The organism is Ancylobacter amanitiformis (genome assembly GCF_030814815.1).
In the GTDB taxonomy this organism is placed as follows: Bacteria; Pseudomonadota; Alphaproteobacteria; order Rhizobiales; family Xanthobacteraceae; genus Ancylobacter; species Ancylobacter amanitiformis.
On record NZ_JAUSVR010000003.1, the window covers coordinates 101,538 to 122,051 of the forward strand.

The following is a 20,514-nucleotide window of genomic DNA, read 5'->3' on the forward strand; positions in this document are numbered from 1 at the left end:
TCGCGGGAAAGCGGCCTCTTCCGGGGCCGCCCGATCCCAGACCGGAGCGTCGATGCCATGAATCCTTCGGCGAACCATCATCCTTCGGCGAGCCCGTCGGCGATCGATCCCGCCGGTGAGCCCACCGCGCTCCAGGCCGCGCTCAAACGCTTCGACGATGCTGTCGAGACGCTCGGCGTGGCGATCCAGCGCCGGCTGGAGGTGGAGCGCCAGGAGGCCGCGCTGGCGCAGCAGCTGCACGTCTTCGGAGCCGACCGTTCGCGGCTGGCCGACGAACTGGACGGCGCACAGGCCCGGGCCGAGCGGCTGGAAGGGGCCAATGAGGAGGTCTCGCGCCGGCTCGGCAGCGCGATGGAAACCATCCGCGCGGTGCTTGCCGCGCATCAGCGCTGAGAGGTCGGCCATGGCCCATGTCACCGTCACCATTGGCGGGCGCGCCTATCGCATGGCCTGCGACGACGGGCAGGAGGACCACCTCGCCCGGCTCGGCGAGCAGGTGGACGAGCGGATCGACCAGTTGCGCATCGCTTTCGGCGAGATCGGCGACCAGCGCCTCAGCGTCATGGCGGCGATCACCCTTGCCGACGAACTGAGCGAGGCGCGCCGGCGGATCCAGGCGCTGGAACGCGACAGCGCGGCCGAGCGCGGCGCGCGCGACCAGGCGGTGCGGCAGATGATCGAGGCCGAGGCGGAGATCGCCGGCACCATCGTCACCGCCGCCGAGCGGCTGGAAGACCTGGCCCGCGAGCTGGGCCCCAGCCCGTCCGGCCGGGTCGGCATGGGCTGAGTAAACGTCAGAATAGTGTTGCGCGCAAAGGTTGTATTATCTATCGTTTCCCGAAAAGGTAGTTCGGGGGAAGGTATGGACCGCATCTTCATTCGCGTGCCGTCGCAAGACCTGAGACTGGATCTTCTGACGGGTGCCGCTCTGGAACTGAAGGGCCGTCGGCCGGTCGCCTCCTTCTCGCAATCCGACACGCTGCTGATGGATGTCGATGATGACGAGCGTCATCGCCTGCTCATGCTCGGCGCGCAGGTCTTCAGCGACGTACAGTTCGACGTGCTGCCCGGATTTTCCGGCGGGGAGGACGGCCGGCGCGGCGCCCACGAGAGCGGGCCCGCCGACAGTCGCCTTTTTCCGGCCGGGGGAGCGGTCGCCGGCAATCTCCGTGAGGTGGTCGCGCAGATCGGCGCGCCTTCGGCCTGGGAGAACGCGCGCGGACAGGGTGTCACCATCGCCGTCGTCGACACGGGCATCGTGCAGAATCTGCGCGAACTGCCTATGCATCGGCGTTCCGCCGTCGACCTGAGCGATGCTTTCCGCGGACAGATCTGGGCGGATGAGGTGGGGCATGGCTCGATGTGCGCGGCCATTGCCGCGGGATCATCGACTACCGGGGCCTATGACGGCGTGGCGCCGGAAGCTCGCGTGCTGTCCGCGCGCAGCAACCTCAGATCGGTCGATCTCTTCCGCATCTACGACAATCTGTTGCGCTCCCTCGACAATGGCGATTTGCAGGGGCGGGTGGTGGCGACGAATTCCTATGGTCTCTACCTCTGCGATTCGCCCGGCGTCATGCCGAAGGACCATCCCTTCATGAACGTCATCGAATCCGCCATCGCCGCAGGCGTCTTCGTGTGCTTCGCCGCCGGCAACAACCACTACGACGACGTGTGTCGCTACGAGCCGGACCAGTGCGGCCCCAACTCGATCTGGGGCCCGAATTCGCACGACATGGTCGTCAGCGTGGGCACGGTCAACCGGGCGCTCAGCAACCGCGATTCCCTGACGCCTCATGCCAATTCCAGCCGTGGTCCGGGCGAATGGGCGAAGCACCATCCCAAGCCGGATTGCGTCGCGCCGACCTATGGCATCGTGCCGTGGGGGGACCGTTATGAGGACATGCCTTGGTGGGGAACCTCGGGCGCGTGTCCTCAAGTCGCCGGATTGGCGGCGCTCGTGCTGTCCGTCGCTCCGCAGGCGTCGCCGGCCCAGGTCGCGGCTACCATCCGGGACACTTGCACGGCCTTGCCCGAGGGGGCAAACTGCGTCGGCCGGGGCATGATCAACTGTGAGGCCGCGGTCCACAAAGCCATGTGGGATTTGCGCATCGCGTGATGGGCGTCGCGTGGCAAGGGCGCGATTGGCGCTGGCGAAGGCGCGGATGGTGCCTATATATTCTGCTCACGCATGGGTTGTGGGGTGCGTCCCGGACGTTCGGAGGTGGAATTGCTGCTACGTTTCTCAAGCCGCGACGAACTGGCCGAATTCGTGAGGCAGGTCAGTCGAGAGGCGCCCGCAATCGCGAGCCAGATCAGGTCGTCCTATTCCCAGCCGACCGTTGCGACCGTGACGCTGGACGACTTTCACGACGAGCAGCGACTGAGGTCCATGGTGGCGGGCTCATCGGTGAAGATCTTCGACGACGTGACGCTCAAGGTGATGGGCGCGTCGTGACGCGGGACGAACCGGGGCGATGGTTTATCACTTGACGCTGGCGCCGTCGGGCGGCAGAGGGTGCAGCCTTCTCCTGTCCGTCCCGCGCCGGAACCGCCGCCATGATCCGCACCCCTTTGATGACCGTCATGGTCCAGGCCGTCCGCAAGGCCGGTCGTTCCCTCATCCGCGATTTCGGCGAGGTTGAGAACCTGCAGGTCTCGCTCAAGGGGCCGGGCGACTTCGTGTCCAATGCCGATCGCAAGGCCGAGCGCATCCTGCATGACGAACTTGCCAGGGCTCGGCCGAGCTTCGGCTTCCTCATGGAGGAGAGCGGCGAGGTCGAGGGCAGCGATGCCAGCCACCGCTGGATCATCGATCCGCTCGACGGCACGACCAATTTCCTGCACGGCATCCCGCTCTTCGCCGTCTCGCTGGGGCTGGCGCGCGACGGCGTGCCGATCGCCGGCGTCATCCATAATCCGGCGACCGACGAATTGTTCATCGCCGAGAAGGGCGCGGGCGCCTTCATGAACGACCGGCGCATCCGCGTCGCCGCGCGCCGCAACCTCGCCGACAGCGTCATTTCCTGCGGCCTGCCGCATATGGGCCGCGGCGATTTCGCGCGGTTCGGGCGCGAATATGGCGCGCTGGGCCCGAAGGTTTCCGGCCTGCGCCGCACCGGCGCAGCGGCGCTGGACCTCGCCTGGGTGGCGGCGGGGCGGTTCGACGGCTTCTGGGAACGCGGGCTGAAGCCGTGGGACATGGCGGCCGGAATCGTGCTGGTGCGCGAGGCGGGCGGCTATGTCAGCGATCTCGACGATGGCGACAAGATGCTCGCCAAGGGCGACATCATCGTCGGCAACGAGACCATCCGCCGCGACCTGCTCGGCGTGCTGCGCGGGGTCTGAGCTTCTGCCGGTAAACATCCTGTAAGATTAAGCAAATCCGCAGCATTTCATTTCCCCCCGTCTGTGGCATAGTCCCGAACAGGGTTGTCTCGGGGCGGGACGGCCGCCGATATGAGAGACGGCTTGGGGCATGGACGCGACGGATCCCTTTCATAAACTTTCTTCGCCGCGCATCTTTCTGGTGCGGATGTTCGTGTTCCTGTTGCTGTGCATCGCGCTCGCATCCGTTCTGCACGAACAGATCTGGCGCGCCTTTCTCAACAATCCCGGCCTCAACGGGGTGATCTTCGGCGTGCTGTTCATCGGCACGGTATTCGCCTTCCGCCAGGTGGTGCGCCTCCTGCCCGAGGTGGAGTGGGTCAACAGCTTCCGCGTGGCCGATCCTGGCCTCGAGGTTCGGCGCGGGCCGCGGCTGCTGGCGCCGATGGCGTCGCTGCTGGGCGACCGGGTCGGGCGCATGGCGATCTCGCAGGCCACCATGCGCGGGATCCTGGAATCGATCGGCACCCGCCTCGACGAGGCGCGCGACCTGCTGCGCTATCTCACCGGCCTCTTGATCTTCCTCGGCCTGCTCGGCACCTTCTGGGGCCTGCTCGACACGGTGGGCTCGATCGCCCGTGTCATCAGCTCGCTGAATGTCGGGCCGGAATCGGCCTCGGTTCTGGACACGATGAAGTCCGGCCTCGCCGCGCCGCTCGGCGGCATGGGCCTCGCGTTCTCGTCCTCGCTGTTTGGTCTGGCCGGCTCGCTGGTGCTTGGCTTCCTCGATCTCCAGGCCGGCCAGGCGCAGAACCGCTTCTACACCGACCTTGAGGACTGGCTTTCCACCACGGTGGAGGATCTGAGCCTCGAAGGGCAGCTGAAGCGCGTGGTGCCGGTGCCCACCACCTATGTGCCCTCGGCAACCCCGCCCGCGCGGCCCGCCGCCGCGCTGCCGCCGCCGCCCGATTTCGCTCCGCTCACCGAGGCCATCGCGCGGCTGGACCGCACCATGACCGAGGCGGGCTCGCAGCGCGTGACCACCGCGATGGCGCATCTGGCCGAGAGCCTGCAGGGGCTGGTGCAGCACATGCGCGGCGAGCAGCAGATGGTGCGCGACTGGGTGGAGGCGCAGGCCGAGCAGCAGAAGGACATCAAGAAGCTGCTGGAACGCCTCGCCGAGGCCAAGAGCGATCGCGAGCGCGTCTGATATGGCCCTGGGACGCAGCCGCCGCGGCGAACGCACCATCGACTACTGGCCCGGCTTCGTCGACGCGCTGTCGACCCTGCTGCTGGTCTTCGTCTTCCTGCTGTCGGTCTTCGTCCTCGCACAGTTCGTGCTGACGCAGGAAATCGGCACCAAGGACGATGCCATGGCGCGGCTGCAGGCGCAGATCCGCCAGCTCACCGACCAGCTGGCACTGGAGCGCGCCAGCACATCCGACACGGATAGCGAGATTGGCGCGCTCCGGGCGAGCCTGAGCAAGCTGGAGCAGGAGCGCGACCTGCTGCGCGAGGCCGCCGCCGCCATCGCGACCCCCGAGGAGATCGCGGCGGCCGAGACCCGCGCCGTCGAACTGGCCCGCAAGCTCGGCAACGAGCAGGACTCCGTCGCGCAGGCGGCGGCGCAGATCGCCATCCTCAACGAGCAGATTTCCGCGCTGCGCCGGCAGATCGCGGCGCTGGAGGAAGCGCTGTCCATCTCCGAGCAGAAGGACAAGGAAAGCCAGTCGCGCCTTGCCGATCTCGGGCGCCGGCTCAATGTGGCGCTGGCCCAGCGGGTGCAGGAACTGACGCGCTACCGCTCCGAATTCTTCGGCCGGCTCAGCGCCATTCTCGGCAACCGGCCGGGCATTCGCCAGGTGGGCGACCGCTTCGTGTTCCAGTCGGAAATCTTCTTCGACCTCGCCTCGTCGCAGATGCGGCCCGAGGCGGCTTCCGCGCTGGATGACATCGCCAAGGCGCTGGCCGATCTCGAGCGCGAGATTCCGCCGGATATCGCCTGGGTGCTGCGCGTCGACGGCCATACCGACAACCGGCCGATCCAGACGCCGCAATTCCCTTCTAACTGGGAACTCTCCGCCGCGCGGTCCATCGCGGTCGTGCAATATCTGGCGAGCAAGGGAATTTCGCCCAAGCACCTTGTCGCCGCCGGATTCGGCGAGTACCAGCCGCTCGACCCCGCCGATACCGACGAGGCGCGCGCCCGCAACCGCCGCATCGAACTCAAGCTCACCGAGAGATGATCCGCCCGCGATGACCCCCCCCGCGCCCGCCGAGCTCGTCAGCTTCGAGTGGGGCCGAATGCCGGCCATGGCGGACCTCTGGGTGGAAGCCTGGCAGGAAGCGATTCCGGAGATCGATTTCGAGACCCGGCGCGGCTGGCTGTGCCACCGCGTCGGCGAGTTGATTGGCGAGGGCGCGCTGTTCGTGCTGGCGGTGAGCGCGGGCAATCCCTCGACGCTGCTGGGCTTTGCCTGCATCAATCCGCGCACCGGCTATGTCGACCAACTGGTGGTGCATCCCGACCAGTGGGGCGGCGGCATCGCGCGCGATCTGGTCGAGGCCGCGGCCTCGCACACCCGCCACCCCTTGCAGCTCGACGTGAACGAGCAGAACGGCCGGGCGGTGCGCTTCTATGAGAAGGCGGGCTTCGTCGTCATCGCCCATGGCGTCAACCCGACCTCCGGCCGGCCGACGCTGAAGATGGAGCGGCGCGCCGCGCCCGTGTGAGGCGGGCTCAGTCGGCCCATTCCCGATCGCCGGTGAAAATGATGGTGAGCCAGCGGTCCGGGCTGTCCGGGCCGATAGCCTGGCCGATCTCGTCGCGAATGGCGTCCCATTCGCCGATGCGCCGGGCCGGCGCCTCGGCCGGCACGATGAAATAGAGCTCGATCTGCTGCGCCCGGCCGACCTTCGCGACATAGGCGCGAAAGGACAGCAGGCCATGGCGCGCCACGGCGGCGATGGCGACGCTGTCCACATGCGCCTTCAGGCCGGCGGGCGTGACCAGCAGGATATCGGCAAGCGCCTGCTTCACCGTGCCGATCGGCAGCGGGATGATGACGAGGCATACCAGCGCCAGCACTGCCGGATCGACATAGGGCGCCAGCCAGGCGTGGCGGGTGCCTTCCACACCATAGCCGATGCAGAACGCCACCAGCAGCGCCGTGGTGATGCCGCCGGACATCAGCCAGGAATGCACGTCCAGCCGGATGAAGTCCGAGCGGATGCGCCGGTTGGCACGCCATTCCAGCAGCGCCGCGATGGCGCAGGCGATCACCGTCACCACGGCATAGGCGATCGCGAAGCCGAATTCGAGTTCGCGCCCGCCATCCAGCAGCAGCGTCACCGCATTGAAGAAGGCATAGGCCGAGACCCCCATCAGCAGGATGCCGTTGAGGCCCAGCACCATGGGCTCCAGATGCCAGAAGCCGACGGTGAACCGCTCCCGCAGCCGCCGCCCGGCTGAGGAGGCCTCATGCGTGTAGGTGTGGATGAGCCGCACGACGGCGAGCGCCAGCAGGCTCATGCTGGCGTCCACCAGCGAGTAGATGCCGTCGAACAGGATCGAGAACGAGCCCGACAGCAGGCCGAAGGCGATGCCGAATACCGCGATGGACACGGTGATGGCGATGGAGATGCGCAGCACGCCGCTTTCGTCGCGCAGGTCGAACGTCGTGCGCAGGTCGAAGGTTTTGCGCAGGGACGGCATGCGCGCTCCCGTCGGTTATCGCGCCGTGCGCGGGTTCACCCGGCGTCGCCGAATTGCAGCGCGGCCAGCCGGGCATAGAGCCCGCCCTGCGCGACCAGATCGGCATGGGTGCCTTCCTCCACCACCCGGCCGTGCTCCATGACGATGATGCGGTCGGCCGAGAGGACGGTGGCGAGGCGGTGGGCGATGACCAGCGTCGTGCGCCCCTGCATGGAGCGGTCCAGTGCCTGCTGCACCAGCGTCTCGCTCTCGGCGTCGAGCGCGGAGGTCGCCTCGTCGAGCAGCAGGATCGGCGCGCGCCGCAGGATGGCGCGGGCGATGGCGAGGCGCTGGCGCTGGCCGCCCGAGAGCGTCACGCCGCGCTCGCCGACCGGGGTCTCCCAGCCATCCGGCAGCCGCGTGACGAATTCGTCGGCGCGTGCCAGCCGGCCGGCTTCCTCCACTTCCGCGTCGCTCGCTTCCGGCCGGCCGAGCCGGATGTTCTCGCGAATCGAGGTGGCGAAGATCGCCACGTCCTGCGGCACCAGGGCGATGCACGCGCGCACCGCTTGCGGATCGGCCCTGGCAATGTCGACGCCGTCCACCTCGACGCGGCCGTCGACCGGGTCGTAATAGCGCAGCAGCAGCTGGAACAGCGTGCTCTTGCCGGCGCCCGAGGGGCCGACAATGGCGACGCGCTCGCCCGGCTTCACCGTGAGGCTCACGCCGGTGAGCGCGGGCAGGTCCGGGCGGGTGGGGTAGGCGAAGGCGACATTCTCGAATCGCACCTCGCCGCGCGGCGGCGTCGGCAGCGCGAGCGGGGTGGCCGGGCGCGTGACGCGCGGCGTCTCGTCCAGCAGTTCGGCGATGCGCTCGGTGGCGCCGGCGGCCTGCGCGATCTCACCCCAGACCTCGCCAAGCTGGCCCAGTCCACTGGCCGCCAGCACGGCGTAGAGCACGAACTGGCCGAGCGTGCCGGCGGTCATGGAGCCGGCGAGCACGGCATTGGCGCCGGCCCACAGGATCGCCACCACGCTGGCGAAGATGAGGAAGATGGCGACGCCGGTGAGCAGGGCGCGGGCCCGCACCGCATCGCTCGCCGCGGTGAAGGCGTGCTCCACCTCGCCGTCGAAGCGCCGGGCGGCGGCGGTCTCCGCCGTGTTGGCCTGCAGGCTGCGCACCGCGCCGATGGCTTCGGCGGCGTAGGCGGAAGCTTCCGCCAGCGTGTCCTGCGCCTCGCGCGAACGTTTGCGCACACCGCGCCCGGCGCCGATGAGCAGCGCGACGATGACGGGAATGGCGACGAACAGCGTGGCCGAGAGCCAGGGGCTGGTGATCACCATCATCACCGCCGCGCCGATGAACAGCACGATGTTGCGCAGCGCGATGGAGGCGGACGCGCCGACCGCGGACTTGATCTGCGTCGTGTCGGCGGTGAGGCGCGAGATCAGCTCACCCGATTTGGCCTGGTCGTAGAAGCCGCCATCGAGGGTGAGCAGATGCGCGAAGACCTGGGCGCGCAGGTCCGCCACGATGCGCTCGCCGAGCGTCATGACAAGGAAGTAGCGCGCGGCGGATGCCACCGCCAGCACCGCCACCACGCCGATCATCACCCCGAAATAGCGGTCGATGAAGCCGGCATGCTCGACATCGAAGCCGAAATCGATCATGCGCCGCACCGCGATCGGCACTACCAGCGTGGCGAGCGCGGCGACGACGAGCGCGACGAATGCCGCGCTCGCCCGGCCGCGATAGCGGCGGATAAGCGGCCAGAGCGCCTTCAGCGGGGTGATGCGCGAGCGGCGGGGGGCCGGTGCGTCCGGCAGGCCGCCGGGGGAAGCGATGTCGGCACGGGTGGAGGATCGGCGTGGGGCGGCTTGTGTCACACTCTTGTCTCGGTTATAGAGCCGCTCGGATTTCCGGCAGGATCGTTTTGTAGATCGCCGCGTGGCTCCCGCAAGGGGCCGGCCGTGCGGCGACTGAGGATGCACCCCATGAAGAGCAACATCCATCCCAACTACCACTTCGTCAAAGTGGTGATGACGGACGGCACCGAGTACACGACCCGCACGACCTGGGGCAAGGAGGGCGATGTCCTCCAGCTCGATATCGATCCCAAGGTTCACCCGGCGTGGACCGGCGGTTCGACGCAGCTGCTCGATCGTGGCGGCCGCGTGTCCCGCTTCCAGAAGAAGTTCGCGGGCTTCCTCAAGGCCTGAGGCGTCTCGGCCTGAGGCTTCTCGGCCCAAGGTTTCCGACGTCGCAGCATGCTGAAACGCGCGGGGTTTCGGCCGGGTCTGTCCCGGTCGTGGGCCTTCTGCCGATAGCATGAGCGGTTTTGCGGGTTCTGCCTGCTGCCGCGCATCGGGACGGCGGACGAGGATCGCCTGACGAATCAGCAAACCCTCGCGCGCGGTTCACCGCCCTGCGCGAGGGTTTTTGCATGTCTGCCGTCCGGCGAGGTATGCGGGCCGACGATCGGTGGGGGGCGTTGCATCGACGTGCCTCCGGGCGCGCGAGAGAACGCGCGAGCCAGCCGCCGCGACGGGCGCGTGGTGGGACGGTCCGGCCGGGTGTCAGCGCCGCTCGAAGGCAGTGCGCAGCCGGCCGATCTGGCCGGCGACGGCGTTCGGGAGTGATTCGGTGGCGATGTCGGCGCCGGGCCGGAGCGCCGCGTCGAGCTGGTCGATCTGCCGCTGCAGATCGTAGCTGCGGGCGATGAGATCGCGCAGCGGCTCGGGCAGCAGCGCCTCCGGCTCGGTCTCCCGCGCCGGGCCCTTGAGGTCGATCCGGCCGCGCTCGCGCTCGGCGGTCTGGGCCGACAGGTCCCCCTCCGCCACGGCGCGCTGCAGCAACAGCCAGGAGGCGAGGTGCATCAGCCGTGTCGACAGGCGCATGCTCTGCTGCGCGTAGGCGGTGAGCGCGGCGCGCGCGAGGGTGCGGCTCTCGCGGCGGCCGTCGCCATCGAGATAGGCGGCAGCCTCGTCCACCAGTTCCATGCCCTGCCGGAACAGTTCGCCGAAGGCCTGGGAGGCGATGCGGCGCTCGGCAAGGTTGATCGGCACGCCGTGCTGGTGCTCGTCCTTCTTGCCCGCCGATGCCATCGCCTGCCCTCTATACGCCCCTTGCCGGGGCGCCGTTCCCGTTCCGCCGCCGCTCCGCGCCGGCCGGGGTCTCGGCTACAAGATAGCGTAGCCGCCGACCATTGGCAGCGCCTGACGACGCAGGACGGACGGGATAAACAAAAAAAGAGCCGCCCGGAGGCGGCTCGAAAGTCATAGACAGGGATGCGTCAAACAGAGTGGACAGGGCCACTCACGGTCAAAAATGGACCGACCCCAGTAATAGTTCAGAAAGCTTAACGCATGGTTAACAGGCCCGTTCCGGGCCTATCGCTTGAAAACGTTCTCCGCCGCCTCGCGCGAGGCCCGCTTGGTCGCGAGGGTCTGCCTCAGCCGTCCGATCTCCACTTCGAGCCGGCCGATCCGCTCCTCGATTTCGGTTTCCGACAGCGTCGAAAGATCACCGCCGACATCGAGACCGGCGGCCTTCCTCAGCGGCGGCACCGCGAAGGGATCATCGTCCAGGGCCATGTGCCTTCTCCCCATTTTCTGCGTGGACCGTCTCGCCACTCCGCCGCGTAGTATCTATGGCGCAGCCCGGCCGGTTGCCAGTGCCGGCGGCTTCACCTAGGACACCGGGGTCAACCGAGAAGGATGGGAAACGCCATGACCGAGCCCGCCATGACCGAGCCCACCATGACCGCCATCGGCCTGCCGACCCCCGGCGGCCCGGAGGCTCTGGTTCCCGAGCAGCGCCCGGTGCCCCGGCCCGGTCCGGGCGAAATCCTGGTCAAGGTCGCCGCCGCCGGCGTGAACCGTCCGGACGTGATGCAGCGCAAGGGGCTCTACCCGCCGCCGCCCGGCGCCTCGGACATTCCCGGCCTGGAAATTGCCGGCGAGGTGGTGGCGCTCGGCGAGGGCGCGACCGGCTGGACGCTCGGCGACAAGGTGTGCGCGCTGGTGTCGGGCGGCGGCTATGCCGAATACTGCCTGGCCGACGCGGCCTCGGCGCTGCCGGTTCCCGCCGGGCTCTCGCTCATCGAGGCGGCGGCGCTGCCCGAGACCTTCTTCACCGTGTGGACCAATGTGTTCGACCTCGCCGGGCTGAAGGCGGGCGAGAACTTCCTTGTCCATGGCGGCACGTCCGGCATCGGCACCACGGCGATCCAGCTGGCCAAGGCGTTCGGCGCGCGGGTGTTCGCCACCGCCGGCAGCGCGGAGAAATGCGAGGTCTGCCGCGCGCTCGGCGCGGATGTCGCCATCGACTACAAGACCGAGGACTTCGTCGCGGTGATCAAGGAGAAGACCGGGGGCAAGGGCGTCAACGTCATTCTCGACATGGTCGGCGGCTCCTATATCCCGCGCAATTACGAGGCCGCCTCGCCGCAGGGGCGCATCGTGCAGATCGCCTTCATGGAAGGCTCGAAGCTGCAGATGGATTTCATGCGGCTGATGCTGAAGCGCCTCTCGCACATGGGCTCGACGCTGCGCTCGCGCCCCAAGGCGGAAAAGGCCGCCATCGCGGCGTCGCTGCGCGAGAAGGTCTGGCCGCTGATCGAGGCCGGCACGGTGAAGCCGGTGCTGGACCGCTCCTTCCCGCTCGCGCAGGCCAGCGCCGCCCACGCGCTGATGGAAACCAGCGCCCATATCGGCAAGATCATGCTGAAGGTGGGCTGAGGGATTCGGCCGAAGCGTTGAGTTCGGGGGACGAGTTGGACTCGGTGCAACCGTCTCGCGCGGGGTCCCGCTCTCCGCGCGCGACGGCTTCGGCTACGCTGGTCCGGGAGACAGGGTGTCGACGTCTCCCGGACATGTAACGGCGCAGGCGGAAGGTCGATCCCGAATCCAGCACCGAATTCTTCCGCCGAATCGCCTGGCTTCCGCTCCTGCTCGCGGAAAGCTGTTCACCTTCGGCATCACCCCTCTGGCAATTCGGACCCGGTCGTCCTAGATTTGTCACGCGGGGCTGTGAGGTTCGTCCGGAGAACATATTCCCCGGGGCCTTATCGATCTCAAAGGGAGCTGTCCCTGACCGGACCCGTGGGTCCGGACACACGGCGCCCACCTACGTTGTAGGTTCCCGGGATCGATCCTCCAACGGCCATCGCGGCTCCGCACTCATCGCATCATGTCCCGCAAGTCCGACCTCGCACCCGACAAGGCCAGCCTCCGATCCATCGCCCTAGCACGCCGGGCGGCGATGCCGTCGGCCGCGCGCGAGGCGGCGGCAGAGATGGCAGCCGCCAACGCGCTGGACTGGCTGGGCGAGGTAAGCGGCGAGGTCGTCTCGGTCTTCGCCGCCATCGGTTCGGAAATCCCGACCGCTCCGCTGGTGCGCCGCCTGCGCGCGGCGGGCGCTTCGATCGCGCTGCCGGTGGTGGTCGAGTGCGGCAAGCCGCTGCTGTTCCGGCTGTGGGAGCCGGGCGAGGAACTGGTGCTCTCCTCCGGCCCCGGCCGCCTGCAGATCCCCGTGCCGCCCGAAACCGCGCCGGCCGTCTCGCCGGATGTGCTGGTCGTGCCGCTGGCGGCGTTCGACGCGCTGGGCAACCGGCTCGGCTATGGCGGGGGCTTCTATGACCGCACGCTGGCGCTGCTGCGCCGGGCCAAGCGGGTCGAGGCCGTGGGCTATGCCTTCGCGGTGCAGCAGCTTCCCACCGTTCCCGTCGAAGCTCATGACGAGCGGCTCGATGCCATCGCCACCGATGCCGGCATCGTTCTGCCGGCCGGGGAATGAAGCATGCGCATCCTGTTTCTTGGTGACGTGGTCGGCCGGCCGGGGCGTCAGGTCGTGCTGCAGCATCTTCCCCGTCTGCGTCGGGAATGGGCGCTCGATTTCGTTGTCGTGAACGGGGAGAACGCCGCCGGCGGCTTCGGCATTACCGAAGCGATCTATGACGAGTTCCTCGAGGCCGGCGCCGACGCGGTGACGCTCGGCAACCATGCGTTCGACCAGCGCGAGGCGCTGGTTTTCATCGAGCGCGCCCCGCGCCTCGTGCGCCCGGCCAATTATCCGCCGGGCACGCCGGGACGCGGCGCGGCGCTGGTGGAGGCGCAGAATGGCGCGCGGGTGCTGGTCGTCAACATGATGGGCCGTGCCTTCATGGATCCGATGGACGACCCCTTCGCGGCGATCGACCGCGAGCTTGATGCCGGCCCGCTCGGGCTGGTCTCGGACGCGGTGATCATCGATTTTCACGCCGAGACCACCAGCGAGAAGCAGGCCTTCGGCCATTGGTGCGACGGGCGCGCCAGCCTCGTGGTCGGCACCCACACCCATGTGCCGACCGCCGATCACCGCATTCTCGCCGGCGGCACCGCCTACATGACCGATGTCGGCATGTGCGGCGCCTATGACGGGGTGATCGGCATGGACAAGGAAGAGCCTCTCCGCCGCTTTACCCGCAAGATCGGCTCCTCCCGCTTCGAACCGGCATCGGGGCCCGGCACGCTCTCGGGCCTCGCGGTGGAGACAAATGGCGCCGGACGCGCGGTGAGGGTGGCGCCGGTGCGCATCGGCGGCGCGCTGGACGAGGCCGTGCCCGCCTTCTGGTAGGGGTGCCCCGTCGCGCCCGGTCTTTGCCCGCGCGATATTCCCGACCGGCGACGTGCCTTGCAAAGACCCGCCAACGGAGCGCGATGATCATGAACCTTCTTCGCCGGATGGCCCTTGGCGCCATGCTGCTGGTGGTCGGCCCGCTCGCGGCGCAGGCCGCCGATCCCGCGGTCGGTCACCGCATCCTGTCGGTGACGGCGCCGGAGCGCGGCGTCCCTATCGAGGTCGACCTGTGGTATCCCGCCGCCGCCGGCGGCGTGGCCGAGAGTTATGGAGCCTCGCCGCTCTTCGTCGGTGTTCCCGCGCAGAAGGACGCGCCCGTGGCGGAGGGCCGGTTTCCGCTGGTCCTGCTCGCCCATGGCGGGCTGCGGTCCAATCCGCAGATGGCGGGCTGGATTGCCGGGCGTCTCGCGGCGCAGGGCCGTCTCGTGGCCGTGGCGCACCCGCCCGTGCTGGGGGCCGGCGCGGCGCGCGCGGCGGTGGAGGAAATCCGCCTGCGCCCCGGCGACCTGGAGGCGACGCTTTCCGCCGTGGAGGCCGATCCGGCCGTGCGCGCCCATCGGGCGGCGGGCAAGGTCGGCGCGGTCGGCTTCTTCCTCGGCGGCAGTTCGGTGCTGGCGCTGGCGGGAGCGCGGCTCGATACCGCGCGCCTGCGCGCCGCGTGTGACGCACCGGCCGAGGGGCCCGATTGTCGCTGGTTCGCGAAGAGCGGCGTCGACCTGCACGCGGTCGTCGACGAGCGTTTCGCGGCCTCGCATCGTGACACGCGCATCGGCCTGGTCGTGGCCGTCGCTCCGGAATTTCTCGACCGCGTCCAGCCGGACAGCCTGCGCGGCATCGATCTCCCGGTCACACTCATTGATCTCGGCCCGGCCGATAGTCCGGCGCGCGCGGCCGCCGCGCTCATTCCCGGCCTGCGCGTCGAGACACTGCCGGACCCCACGCCGTTTGCCGCGTTCAGCCGTTGCACGCCGCGCGCGGCGGTCCTGCTGGCGGAGGAGGGCGAGGACGATGCCCTGTGCCGCGAAAGGCCGGGTCGCTCCCGGCTCGTCCTGCACGAGGAGATGGCGCGGCTGATCGCGGCGGCGCTGGCGCGCTGAGCCCGCGCCGTCGCACGGCGGGCCGGGCGTGACGCGCGCATAGCCAGCTTTACGTGCCCGCACCCTTGCGCCTATAAGCCACGCGACATTTCGTACAGGCGACAAGCGCGGCGAAGGACCGTCAAGGGCCCCGGCCGCCAGACGTGGAGAGGCGGTCATGGCCGGTCATTCGCAATTCAAGAACATCATGCACCGCAAGGGCAAGCAGGACGCGGTGCGCTCCAAGCTGTTCTCCAAGCTGGCGCGCGAAATCACCGTGGCCGCCAAGCTCGGCATGCCCGATCCCAACATGAACCCGCGCCTGCGTGCCGCCATCCTCGCGGCCCGCGCCGAGAACATGCCCAAGGACAATATCGACCGCGCCATCAAGAAGGCGCTGGGCGGCGATGCCGAGAACTATGACGAGATCCGCTACGAGGGCTACGGCCCCGGCGGCGTCGCCGTCATCGTCGAGGCGCTGACCGACAACCGCAACCGCACCGCCTCGGAAGTGCGATCCTACTTCACCAAGTCGGGCGGCGCGCTGGCGGAAACCGGGGCGGTCTCGTTCATGTTCGACCGCATCGGCACGGTCGAGTTCGATGCCTCCCGCGCGTCCGCCGACGACATGCTGGAAGCCGCCATCGAGGCCGGCGCGGATGACGTGACCTCCGACGAGAACGGCCACGAGGTGGTCTGCTCGATCGAGAACCTGCACGAGGTTGCCCGTGCGCTGGAATCCCGCTTCGGCGAGCCGCGCAAGTCCGGCCTGGCGTGGCGCCCGCAGAACACGATCGCGGTCGATGACGAGGTGGCGGAGAAGCTGGTCCGCCTCATCGACACGCTGAACGACAATGACGACGTGCAGAACGTCTATGCCAATTTCGAACTGTCCGACGCCTTCATCGCCAAGATGAGCGACTGAGGGGCAGTTCCTCTCCCCGTCGGGGAGAGATGGCTCGCCGACGGGGCCTGCCTTTGGCAAGACCGAGGACAGTCTCCGCGGGTCGGTGAGGGGAGACGCGCTTGCGGCGCGAAGAAGACCCCTCACCCCAACCCTCTCCCCCAGGGGAGAGGGAGCGAAAGGGTGGCGGGGCACGGAGGTCGCCCCTGCGCAGACAAGCCAACTGCCCCTGCGTCACTCTATAAAATCGGTATGAAATGGCGCTGCGCGGGTCTGGCGCCGCGCGGCGGCAGCACATAGCTCTCTCGGCGGGCCGGCTCCACACCGGCGGGCACGCTCGGAGGGAACATGGCCCAGTCGCGACAGCTCCATCTCGGCGCGTTCATGCGCCCGGTCAGCATCCATACCGGCGCGTGGCGCTATCCCGGCGCTTATCCCGACGCCAATTTCAACCTCGCCCATGTCAGGCACTTCGCCCGGACGCTGGAAGCGGCGAAGTTCGACGCCTTCTTCATGGCCGACCACCTGGCCGTGCTCAACATGCCGGTCGAGGCGCTCAAGCGCAGCCACACGGTCACGTCCTTCGAGCCCTTCACTCTGCTCTCGGCACTGGCCGGGGCGACGGAGCGGATCGGGCTGATCGCCACCTGTTCCACCACGTTCGAGGCGCCGTTCAACCTCGCCCGGCGCTTCGCCTCGCTCGATCACATCAGCGGCGGGCGGGCGGGGTGGAACATCGTCACCACTTCCAATCCCGACGCGGCGCTGAATTTCGGGTTGGAGGAGCAAGTCGAGCACGATGCGCGCTATGTCCGGGCCCGCGAATTCCACGACGTGGTAACGGGATTATGGGACAGTTTCGCCGATGACGCCTTCGTGCGCGACGTGGAGAGCGGCATCTTCTTCGATCCCGCGCGCATGCATGTGCTGGACCACAAGGGCCCGCATTTCGCGGTGCGCGGTCCGCTCAATATTGCGCGCCCGGTGCAGGGCTGGCCGGTGATCGTGCAGGCGGGCGCCTCGGAGGCCGGCCGCCAGCTCGCGGCCGAGACGGCGGAAATGGTGTTCTCCGCGCCGGGTCGGATCGAGGATGCCCGCGCCTTCTATGCCGATGTGAAGGGCCGGATGGCAGCGCTCGGCCGCGCGCGCGATCATCTCAAGATCCTGCCGGGCGCCTTCGTGGTGGTCGGCGATACGGTGGAGGAGGCGCGCGCCATCCGTGCCCGGCTCGACAGCCTGGTCCATTATGAGAGCGCGATAGCCTCGCTCTCCATCATGCTTGGCCACGATGCCTCCGGCTTCGATCCGGACGGCCCGCTGCCGGACATCCCCGAGACCAATGCCAGCCAGAGCGGGCGTGAGCGGGCGATCGCGCTGGCGCGGCGGGAGAATCTCACCGTGCGCCAGCTCGCCCAGCGGCTCGGCGGTTATGGCGGGCTGTCCCTTGTCGGCACGGCGGCAACCATCGCCGATGCCATGGAGGAATGGTTGCTGACCGAGGCGAGCGACGGATTCAACGTCATGTTTCCGTATCTGCCGGGTGGGCTGGAGGATTTCTGCGCCAAGGTGGTGCCGGAACTGCAGCGGCGCGGCCTGTTCCGCACGGAATATGAGGGCACCACGCTGCGCGAGCATCTGGGCCTGCCGCGCCCGGCCAACCGGTTCTTTCCCGCGTGAACCCGACGTCAGCGGCCGAACAGGCCGTCGAATAGCGGCAGGCTGAGGAAAGCCGCGCAGGCGATGATCCAATAGGCGGCGAGGCGGAAATGGCGGTCGCTGGCGCCGCGAAAGGCGCGGGAGCCCGCGAAGAGACCGGCGGCATAGGCCGGGCCGAGCACCAGCGACAGCCGGCCGACCTCCAGCGTCATCAGGCCGTTGGCGACGTAGGCGGTGCCGCTCGCCAGCGTCACCAGCGCGAAGAAGCCGAACAGGTTGGCGCGCACCAAAGCCGACGGCTGGCCGCTGCCCAGCCAGTAGGCCACGACCGGCGGACCGGACATCTGCGCCGCGCCGCCCAGCGTGCCGGCGAGCGCGCCGATCGCCAGCGTGGTGGGCAGCCCGTGCCGGCCGGAATGGCGCCAGCCGGAGACGAGAATGCCGAGCAGCACGATGCTGAGCCCCGCCAGCGCCCAGCGCAGCGTGAGCGCATCGACATGGCGCAGCACTAGGACCCCGAACGGCACCGCCACCACCGCGCCGACGGCGAGCGGCGCCACCTGCCGCCAGATGCAGGCGCGCAGCGCGGAGGCGACGAAGGGCAGGGTCAGGGCGGTGTCGATGACCAGAAGCGTCGGCGCCGCCACCTTGGGCCCGAATGCCGCGCTGACGAGCGGCACGAAGATCAGCGCGCCGCCGAAGCCGGAAAAACCGCGCGTCGCCCCGGCAATGAGGGCGACCAGGGCGGCCGAGACGAGGGCCATATCGAACGGCATGGGATGTCCGGGGGCGGGAATGTGCGCGTTGAGCTGGATGTGGAGCTAGACCCCAGCCACACGCGCGTCAACGCGCCTGTCCATCAGCTTTCGTGACCATGCGGATCGGCAAAACTCATTTGCCATGATGCATCGCGCGCGCCACATTCCGGCAACTCCGCCGCGCGGCGGCATAACGCGATTGGAAGGCCGCCGTGGCGGCCGGCAGATCCCCATGCAGAAATCATCGACCGTGACCGTGGCGGGAGCCGTGGTCGATCCATCCCTCACCGACCGGCTGGTCGGCATCGGCGCGGCGCTGCTCGCCGTCGCCATCTGGGGCGGCTGGATCGTTTCCACGCGCCATGCCGTGCATGGCCATCTGCCGCCGGTCACGGTTGGCTGGCTGCGCTTCATCGTGCCGGCCGCGATGCTGGCACCGGCCTGGCTGCGGATCGGCCTGTGGCCGCGCAAGGGTCTGGTGCCGTTCCTGTTCTGCTTCTTCGGTTCCGGCGTGCTTTTCTTCCTCGTCGTCGGCAATGCGATGCGCTTCGTGCCGGCGGCCGATGTCGGGCCGCTGCTGCCCGGCACCATGCCGCTGGTGGTGGCGGTGATCTCGGTCGTCGCGCTGCGCGAGCGGCTCGGCCTCGCACGGGCTCTCGGCTTCGCCTGCATCGCGCTCGGGGTTCTCGCGCTGGGCGGGCGGGGCGTGATGTTTCCGCAGGACGGGGCGTGGCGCGGCCATCTTCTGCTGCTGTGCGGGGCGACGATGTGGGCCGGCTACACGCTCGCTTTTCGCCGCACCGGCATGAAGGCGACCGAAATCGTCGGCCTTATCGGCCTGTGGTCGGTGATCATCCTCACTCCGTTCGGGCTGCCGGGCGTGGTGCAGGCGGTGTCCGATGGCTATGGACGCGAGGTGCTGGTGCAACTCGTGGTGCAGGGCGTGCTGTCGGGCGTGGTCGCGCTGGTGGCGTTCGGAATCGCCATCCAGCGGCTGGGCTCCTCGCGCGCGGCGGCCTTTACCGGGCTGGTGCCGGCGCTGGCGGCGCTGATCGCGGTGCCCGTGCTCGGCGAGCATCCCGATGCCGCCGCGATTGCCGGCGTGGTGGCGACCGGCTTCGGCGTCGCTCTGGCGAGCGGGGCGTTCAGCGGGCGAGGGCGATAGCCGCCACGGCGCCAGCGTCAACCTCTCCGCGCATGGCCGACCGTATCGCGACGGGAAGGGACCCCCGCCTTTACCGATCGTTAACCCTGTGGGCGGGGTGGAACGCCAATGCCGGCGCGCGGCCTTCACGTTCGTCCTTTGTTCGGGTACGCCCTAGGCCATGGCTGCATCCGCGATTCGCATTCTCGGGCTCGATCCCGGCCTCCGCCGCACCGGCTGGGGGGTGATCGACACCCTCGGCACGCGGCTCACCTTCGTCGCCTGCGGCACGGTGATGCCGCCGGAGGACGCGGCGCTGGCGGTGCGGCTGGCCTTCCTGCATGCGGAACTCGCCAAGGTGCTGCGCGCCCACGCGCCGGACGAGGCGGCGGTGGAGGAAACCTTCGTCAACATGAACCCCGCCTCGACGCTGAAGCTCGGCCAGGCGCGCGGGGTGGTGATGCTCACCCCCGCCATGGTCGGGGTGCCGGTCTCCGAATATGCTGCGCTGCTGGTGAAGAAGACCGTGGTCGGTGCCGGGCGGGCGGAGAAGGGGCAGATCCGCCTGATGATGAAGGTTCTGCTGCCGCAGGCCGATTTCGAGACGGACGACGCGGCGGACGCCCTTGCGGTGGCCGTCACCCACGCGCAGCATCGCGGCATGGCGGCGCTCAAGGCACGGGTGGCCGCGCGGTGATCGGCAGCGGGACATGATCGGAAAACTCAGGGGCGTGGTGGACAGCTACGGCGAGGATCACATCATCCTCGACGTGCAGGGCGTGGGCTATCTCGTGCACTGCTCGGGCCGCACGCTGCAGGCGCTGCCGGGCATTGGCGAGGCGGCGACGCTGTTCATCGAAACCTTCGTGCGCGAGGACATGATCCGCCTCTACGGCTTCGTCTCGCAGGCCGAGAAGAGCTGGTTCATGCTGCTTCTGAACGTGCAGGGCGTCGGCACCAAGGTCGCGCTCAACGTGCTGTCCATCCTCTCGCCGGGCGAACTCGCCAATGCGGTGGCGGTGGGCGACAAGGCGATGGTGGCGCGGGCGAACGGGGTGGGGCCGAAGGTCGCCGCCCGCATCGTCATCGAGCTGAAGGACAAGGCGCCGGGCTTCGCCAGCATCGATCCCGTCGTCGCCGGGCTCGCCGGCTCGATCGAGGATCGCAGCGCGCCCGCGCCGGTGGCCGATGCGGTCTCGGCGCTGGTCAATCTCGGCTATGCGCAGCTGCAGGCCAGTGTCGCCGTGGCGGCCGCGCTGCGCGAGGCGGGGGACGGGGCGGACGCTGCCCGGCTGATCCGTCTCGGCTTGCGGGAGCTGGCGAAATAAGGGAGGCGA

23 protein-coding genes and 1 other RNA gene are annotated in these 20,514 nt (G+C 68.9%); 19 read left to right on the plus strand and 5 right to left on the minus strand.

Annotated features, from left to right (window positions below):
- Window positions 1-57 precede the first annotated feature (57 nt).
- The 8 genes from QOZ99_RS05905 to QOZ99_RS05940 all read left to right on the plus strand — a co-directional run bounded on the left by QOZ99_RS05905 (window position 58) and on the right by QOZ99_RS05940 (window position 6,060).
- On the plus strand, window positions 58-393 hold the full coding sequence (locus QOZ99_RS05905) for a DUF4164 domain-containing protein (RefSeq protein ID WP_306889065.1): 336 nt from the start codon (window positions 58-60) through the stop codon (window positions 391-393).
- 10 nt (window positions 394-403) lie between these two features.
- Window positions 404-787 carry a cell division protein ZapA gene (locus QOZ99_RS05910; RefSeq protein WP_183190580.1) on the plus strand — a complete coding sequence of 128 codons (384 nt, stop codon included), beginning with the start codon at window positions 404-406 and terminating at the stop codon, window positions 785-787.
- Between the two features lie 75 nt (window positions 788-862).
- Complete coding sequence (locus QOZ99_RS05915) at window positions 863-2,119, plus strand: S8 family peptidase (protein WP_306889066.1); 1,257 nt, start codon at window positions 863-865, stop codon at window positions 2,117-2,119.
- Window positions 2,120-2,230: 111 nt separating this feature from the next.
- Window positions 2,231-2,458, plus strand: coding sequence for a hypothetical protein (locus tag QOZ99_RS05920; RefSeq protein WP_306889067.1), 228 nt, complete (start codon window positions 2,231-2,233; stop codon window positions 2,456-2,458).
- Between the two features lie 101 nt (window positions 2,459-2,559).
- Window positions 2,560-3,348 (plus strand): inositol monophosphatase family protein, encoded by a 789-nt coding sequence (locus tag QOZ99_RS05925; protein WP_306889068.1) that lies wholly within the window; start codon window positions 2,560-2,562, stop codon window positions 3,346-3,348.
- A gap of 130 nt (window positions 3,349-3,478) precedes the next feature.
- Complete coding sequence (locus tag QOZ99_RS05930; RefSeq protein ID WP_306889069.1) at window positions 3,479-4,537, plus strand: flagellar motor protein MotA; 1,059 nt, start codon at window positions 3,479-3,481, stop codon at window positions 4,535-4,537.
- 1 nt (window position 4,538) lies between these two features.
- Window positions 4,539-5,573: a peptidoglycan -binding protein gene (locus QOZ99_RS05935; RefSeq protein WP_306889070.1), complete on the plus strand. Its 1,035-nt coding sequence runs from the start codon at window positions 4,539-4,541 to the stop codon at window positions 5,571-5,573.
- Between the two features lie 10 nt (window positions 5,574-5,583).
- Window positions 5,584-6,060 carry a GNAT family N-acetyltransferase gene (locus tag QOZ99_RS05940; protein WP_306889071.1) on the plus strand — a complete coding sequence of 159 codons (477 nt, stop codon included), beginning with the start codon at window positions 5,584-5,586 and terminating at the stop codon, window positions 6,058-6,060.
- Window positions 6,061-6,067: 7 nt separating this feature from the next.
- Here QOZ99_RS05940 and QOZ99_RS05945 read toward each other — a convergent pair whose 3' ends face one another.
- Both QOZ99_RS05945 and QOZ99_RS05950 read right to left on the minus strand, forming a co-directional pair.
- Window positions 6,068-7,042: a cation diffusion facilitator family transporter gene (locus QOZ99_RS05945; RefSeq protein WP_370876802.1), complete on the minus strand. Its 975-nt coding sequence runs from the start codon at window positions 7,040-7,042 to the stop codon at window positions 6,068-6,070.
- Between the two features lie 35 nt (window positions 7,043-7,077).
- Complete coding sequence (locus QOZ99_RS05950) at window positions 7,078-8,907, minus strand: ABC transporter transmembrane domain-containing protein (RefSeq protein WP_370876803.1); 1,830 nt, start codon at window positions 8,905-8,907, stop codon at window positions 7,078-7,080.
- 108 nt (window positions 8,908-9,015) lie between these two features.
- On the opposite strand from QOZ99_RS05950, the gene rpmE reads away from it, so the two are divergent.
- Window positions 9,016-9,240, plus strand: coding sequence for a 50S ribosomal protein L31 (rpmE, locus tag QOZ99_RS05955; RefSeq protein WP_183190571.1), 225 nt, complete (start codon window positions 9,016-9,018; stop codon window positions 9,238-9,240).
- A gap of 357 nt (window positions 9,241-9,597) precedes the next feature.
- Here rpmE and QOZ99_RS05960 read toward each other — a convergent pair whose 3' ends face one another.
- Complete coding sequence (locus QOZ99_RS05960) at window positions 9,598-10,125, minus strand: DUF1465 family protein (RefSeq protein ID WP_306889072.1); 528 nt, start codon at window positions 10,123-10,125, stop codon at window positions 9,598-9,600.
- Between the two features lie 285 nt (window positions 10,126-10,410).
- On the minus strand, window positions 10,411-10,614 hold the full coding sequence (locus tag QOZ99_RS05965) for a DUF1192 domain-containing protein (RefSeq protein ID WP_306889073.1): 204 nt from the start codon (window positions 10,612-10,614) through the stop codon (window positions 10,411-10,413).
- A gap of 150 nt (window positions 10,615-10,764) precedes the next feature.
- Here QOZ99_RS05965 and QOZ99_RS05970 point away from each other — a divergent pair, with 150 nt between their 5' ends.
- From QOZ99_RS05970 to QOZ99_RS06000, 7 genes are all read left to right on the plus strand, one after another.
- The gene (locus tag QOZ99_RS05970) at window positions 10,765-11,760 is read left to right on the plus strand and encodes an NAD(P)H-quinone oxidoreductase (RefSeq protein WP_306889326.1); all 996 of its coding nucleotides are present in this window, start codon (window positions 10,765-10,767) and stop codon (window positions 11,758-11,760) included.
- Window positions 11,761-12,043: 283 nt separating this feature from the next.
- A non-coding RNA gene (gene ssrS / locus QOZ99_RS05975) (6S RNA) lies at window positions 12,044-12,200 on the plus strand.
- An 11-nt stretch (window positions 12,201-12,211) separates the two neighbouring features.
- Window positions 12,212-12,817 (plus strand): 5-formyltetrahydrofolate cyclo-ligase, encoded by a 606-nt coding sequence (locus tag QOZ99_RS05980; protein ID WP_306889074.1) that lies wholly within the window; start codon window positions 12,212-12,214, stop codon window positions 12,815-12,817.
- Between the two features lie 3 nt (window positions 12,818-12,820).
- Entirely contained in the window at window positions 12,821-13,636 is an 816-nt protein-coding gene (locus tag QOZ99_RS05985) for a TIGR00282 family metallophosphoesterase (RefSeq protein WP_306889075.1), read from the plus strand.
- Between the two features lie 89 nt (window positions 13,637-13,725).
- Entirely contained in the window at window positions 13,726-14,736 is a 1,011-nt protein-coding gene (locus tag QOZ99_RS05990; RefSeq protein WP_306889076.1) for an alpha/beta hydrolase family protein, read from the plus strand.
- A 157-nt stretch (window positions 14,737-14,893) separates the two neighbouring features.
- Window positions 14,894-15,640: a YebC/PmpR family DNA-binding transcriptional regulator gene (locus QOZ99_RS05995; protein WP_306889077.1), complete on the plus strand. Its 747-nt coding sequence runs from the start codon at window positions 14,894-14,896 to the stop codon at window positions 15,638-15,640.
- Window positions 15,641-15,967: 327 nt separating this feature from the next.
- The gene (locus QOZ99_RS06000; RefSeq protein ID WP_306889078.1) at window positions 15,968-17,296 is read left to right on the plus strand and encodes an LLM class flavin-dependent oxidoreductase; all 1,329 of its coding nucleotides are present in this window, start codon (window positions 15,968-15,970) and stop codon (window positions 17,294-17,296) included.
- An 8-nt stretch (window positions 17,297-17,304) separates the two neighbouring features.
- Here the strand turns inward: QOZ99_RS06000 and QOZ99_RS06005 are convergent, their stop codons facing one another.
- The gene (locus QOZ99_RS06005; protein ID WP_306889079.1) at window positions 17,305-18,051 is read right to left on the minus strand and encodes a sulfite exporter TauE/SafE family protein; all 747 of its coding nucleotides are present in this window, start codon (window positions 18,049-18,051) and stop codon (window positions 17,305-17,307) included.
- Window positions 18,052-18,265: 214 nt separating this feature from the next.
- On the opposite strand from QOZ99_RS06005, the gene QOZ99_RS06010 reads away from it, so the two are divergent.
- The 3 genes from QOZ99_RS06010 (at window position 18,266) to ruvA (ending at window position 20,505) form a co-directional block, all read left to right on the plus strand.
- Window positions 18,266-19,198, plus strand: a complete 933-nt coding sequence (locus QOZ99_RS06010; RefSeq protein ID WP_306889080.1) for a DMT family transporter — start codon at window positions 18,266-18,268, stop codon at window positions 19,196-19,198.
- A gap of 160 nt (window positions 19,199-19,358) precedes the next feature.
- Complete coding sequence (ruvC, locus tag QOZ99_RS06015; protein ID WP_306889081.1) at window positions 19,359-19,874, plus strand: crossover junction endodeoxyribonuclease RuvC; 516 nt, start codon at window positions 19,359-19,361, stop codon at window positions 19,872-19,874.
- A gap of 13 nt (window positions 19,875-19,887) precedes the next feature.
- Entirely contained in the window at window positions 19,888-20,505 is a 618-nt protein-coding gene (gene ruvA / locus QOZ99_RS06020) for a Holliday junction branch migration protein RuvA (RefSeq protein WP_306889082.1), read from the plus strand.
- Window positions 20,506-20,514 lie beyond the last annotated feature (9 nt).

What these genes read in the sequence shown, in the direction of transcription:
- QOZ99_RS05905 (WP_306889065.1), top strand. Translation starts at nt 58, where the DNA reads ATGAATCCTTCGGCGAACCATCATCCTTCGGCGAGCCCGTCGGCGATC.
- QOZ99_RS05910 (WP_183190580.1), top strand. Translation starts at nt 404, where the DNA reads ATGGCCCATGTCACCGTCACCATTGGCGGGCGCGCCTATCGCATGGCC.
- QOZ99_RS05915 (WP_306889066.1), top strand. Translation starts at nt 863, where the DNA reads ATGGACCGCATCTTCATTCGCGTGCCGTCGCAAGACCTGAGACTGGAT.
- QOZ99_RS05925 (WP_306889068.1), top strand. Translation starts at nt 2,560, where the DNA reads ATGATCCGCACCCCTTTGATGACCGTCATGGTCCAGGCCGTCCGCAAG.
- QOZ99_RS05930 (WP_306889069.1), top strand. Translation starts at nt 3,479, where the DNA reads ATGGACGCGACGGATCCCTTTCATAAACTTTCTTCGCCGCGCATCTTT.
- QOZ99_RS05935 (WP_306889070.1), top strand. Translation starts at nt 4,539, where the DNA reads ATGGCCCTGGGACGCAGCCGCCGCGGCGAACGCACCATCGACTACTGG.
- QOZ99_RS05940 (WP_306889071.1), top strand. Translation starts at nt 5,584, where the DNA reads ATGACCCCCCCCGCGCCCGCCGAGCTCGTCAGCTTCGAGTGGGGCCGA.
- QOZ99_RS05945 (WP_370876802.1), bottom strand. Translation starts at nt 7,042, where the DNA reads ATGCCGTCCCTGCGCAAAACCTTCGACCTGCGCACGACGTTCGACCTG.
- rpmE (WP_183190571.1), top strand. Translation starts at nt 9,016, where the DNA reads ATGAAGAGCAACATCCATCCCAACTACCACTTCGTCAAAGTGGTGATG.
- QOZ99_RS05960 (WP_306889072.1), bottom strand. Translation starts at nt 10,125, where the DNA reads ATGGCATCGGCGGGCAAGAAGGACGAGCACCAGCACGGCGTGCCGATC.
- QOZ99_RS05965 (WP_306889073.1), bottom strand. Translation starts at nt 10,614, where the DNA reads ATGGCCCTGGACGATGATCCCTTCGCGGTGCCGCCGCTGAGGAAGGCC.
- QOZ99_RS05970 (WP_306889326.1), top strand. Translation starts at nt 10,765, where the DNA reads ATGACCGAGCCCACCATGACCGCCATCGGCCTGCCGACCCCCGGCGGC.
- QOZ99_RS05980 (WP_306889074.1), top strand. Translation starts at nt 12,212, where the DNA reads ATGTCCCGCAAGTCCGACCTCGCACCCGACAAGGCCAGCCTCCGATCC.
- QOZ99_RS05985 (WP_306889075.1), top strand. Translation starts at nt 12,821, where the DNA reads ATGCGCATCCTGTTTCTTGGTGACGTGGTCGGCCGGCCGGGGCGTCAG.
- QOZ99_RS05990 (WP_306889076.1), top strand. Translation starts at nt 13,726, where the DNA reads ATGAACCTTCTTCGCCGGATGGCCCTTGGCGCCATGCTGCTGGTGGTC.
- QOZ99_RS05995 (WP_306889077.1), top strand. Translation starts at nt 14,894, where the DNA reads ATGGCCGGTCATTCGCAATTCAAGAACATCATGCACCGCAAGGGCAAG.
- QOZ99_RS06000 (WP_306889078.1), top strand. Translation starts at nt 15,968, where the DNA reads ATGGCCCAGTCGCGACAGCTCCATCTCGGCGCGTTCATGCGCCCGGTC.
- QOZ99_RS06005 (WP_306889079.1), bottom strand. Translation starts at nt 18,051, where the DNA reads ATGCCGTTCGATATGGCCCTCGTCTCGGCCGCCCTGGTCGCCCTCATT.
- QOZ99_RS06010 (WP_306889080.1), top strand. Translation starts at nt 18,266, where the DNA reads ATGCAGAAATCATCGACCGTGACCGTGGCGGGAGCCGTGGTCGATCCA.
- ruvC (WP_306889081.1), top strand. Translation starts at nt 19,359, where the DNA reads ATGGCTGCATCCGCGATTCGCATTCTCGGGCTCGATCCCGGCCTCCGC.
- ruvA (WP_306889082.1), top strand. Translation starts at nt 19,888, where the DNA reads ATGATCGGAAAACTCAGGGGCGTGGTGGACAGCTACGGCGAGGATCAC.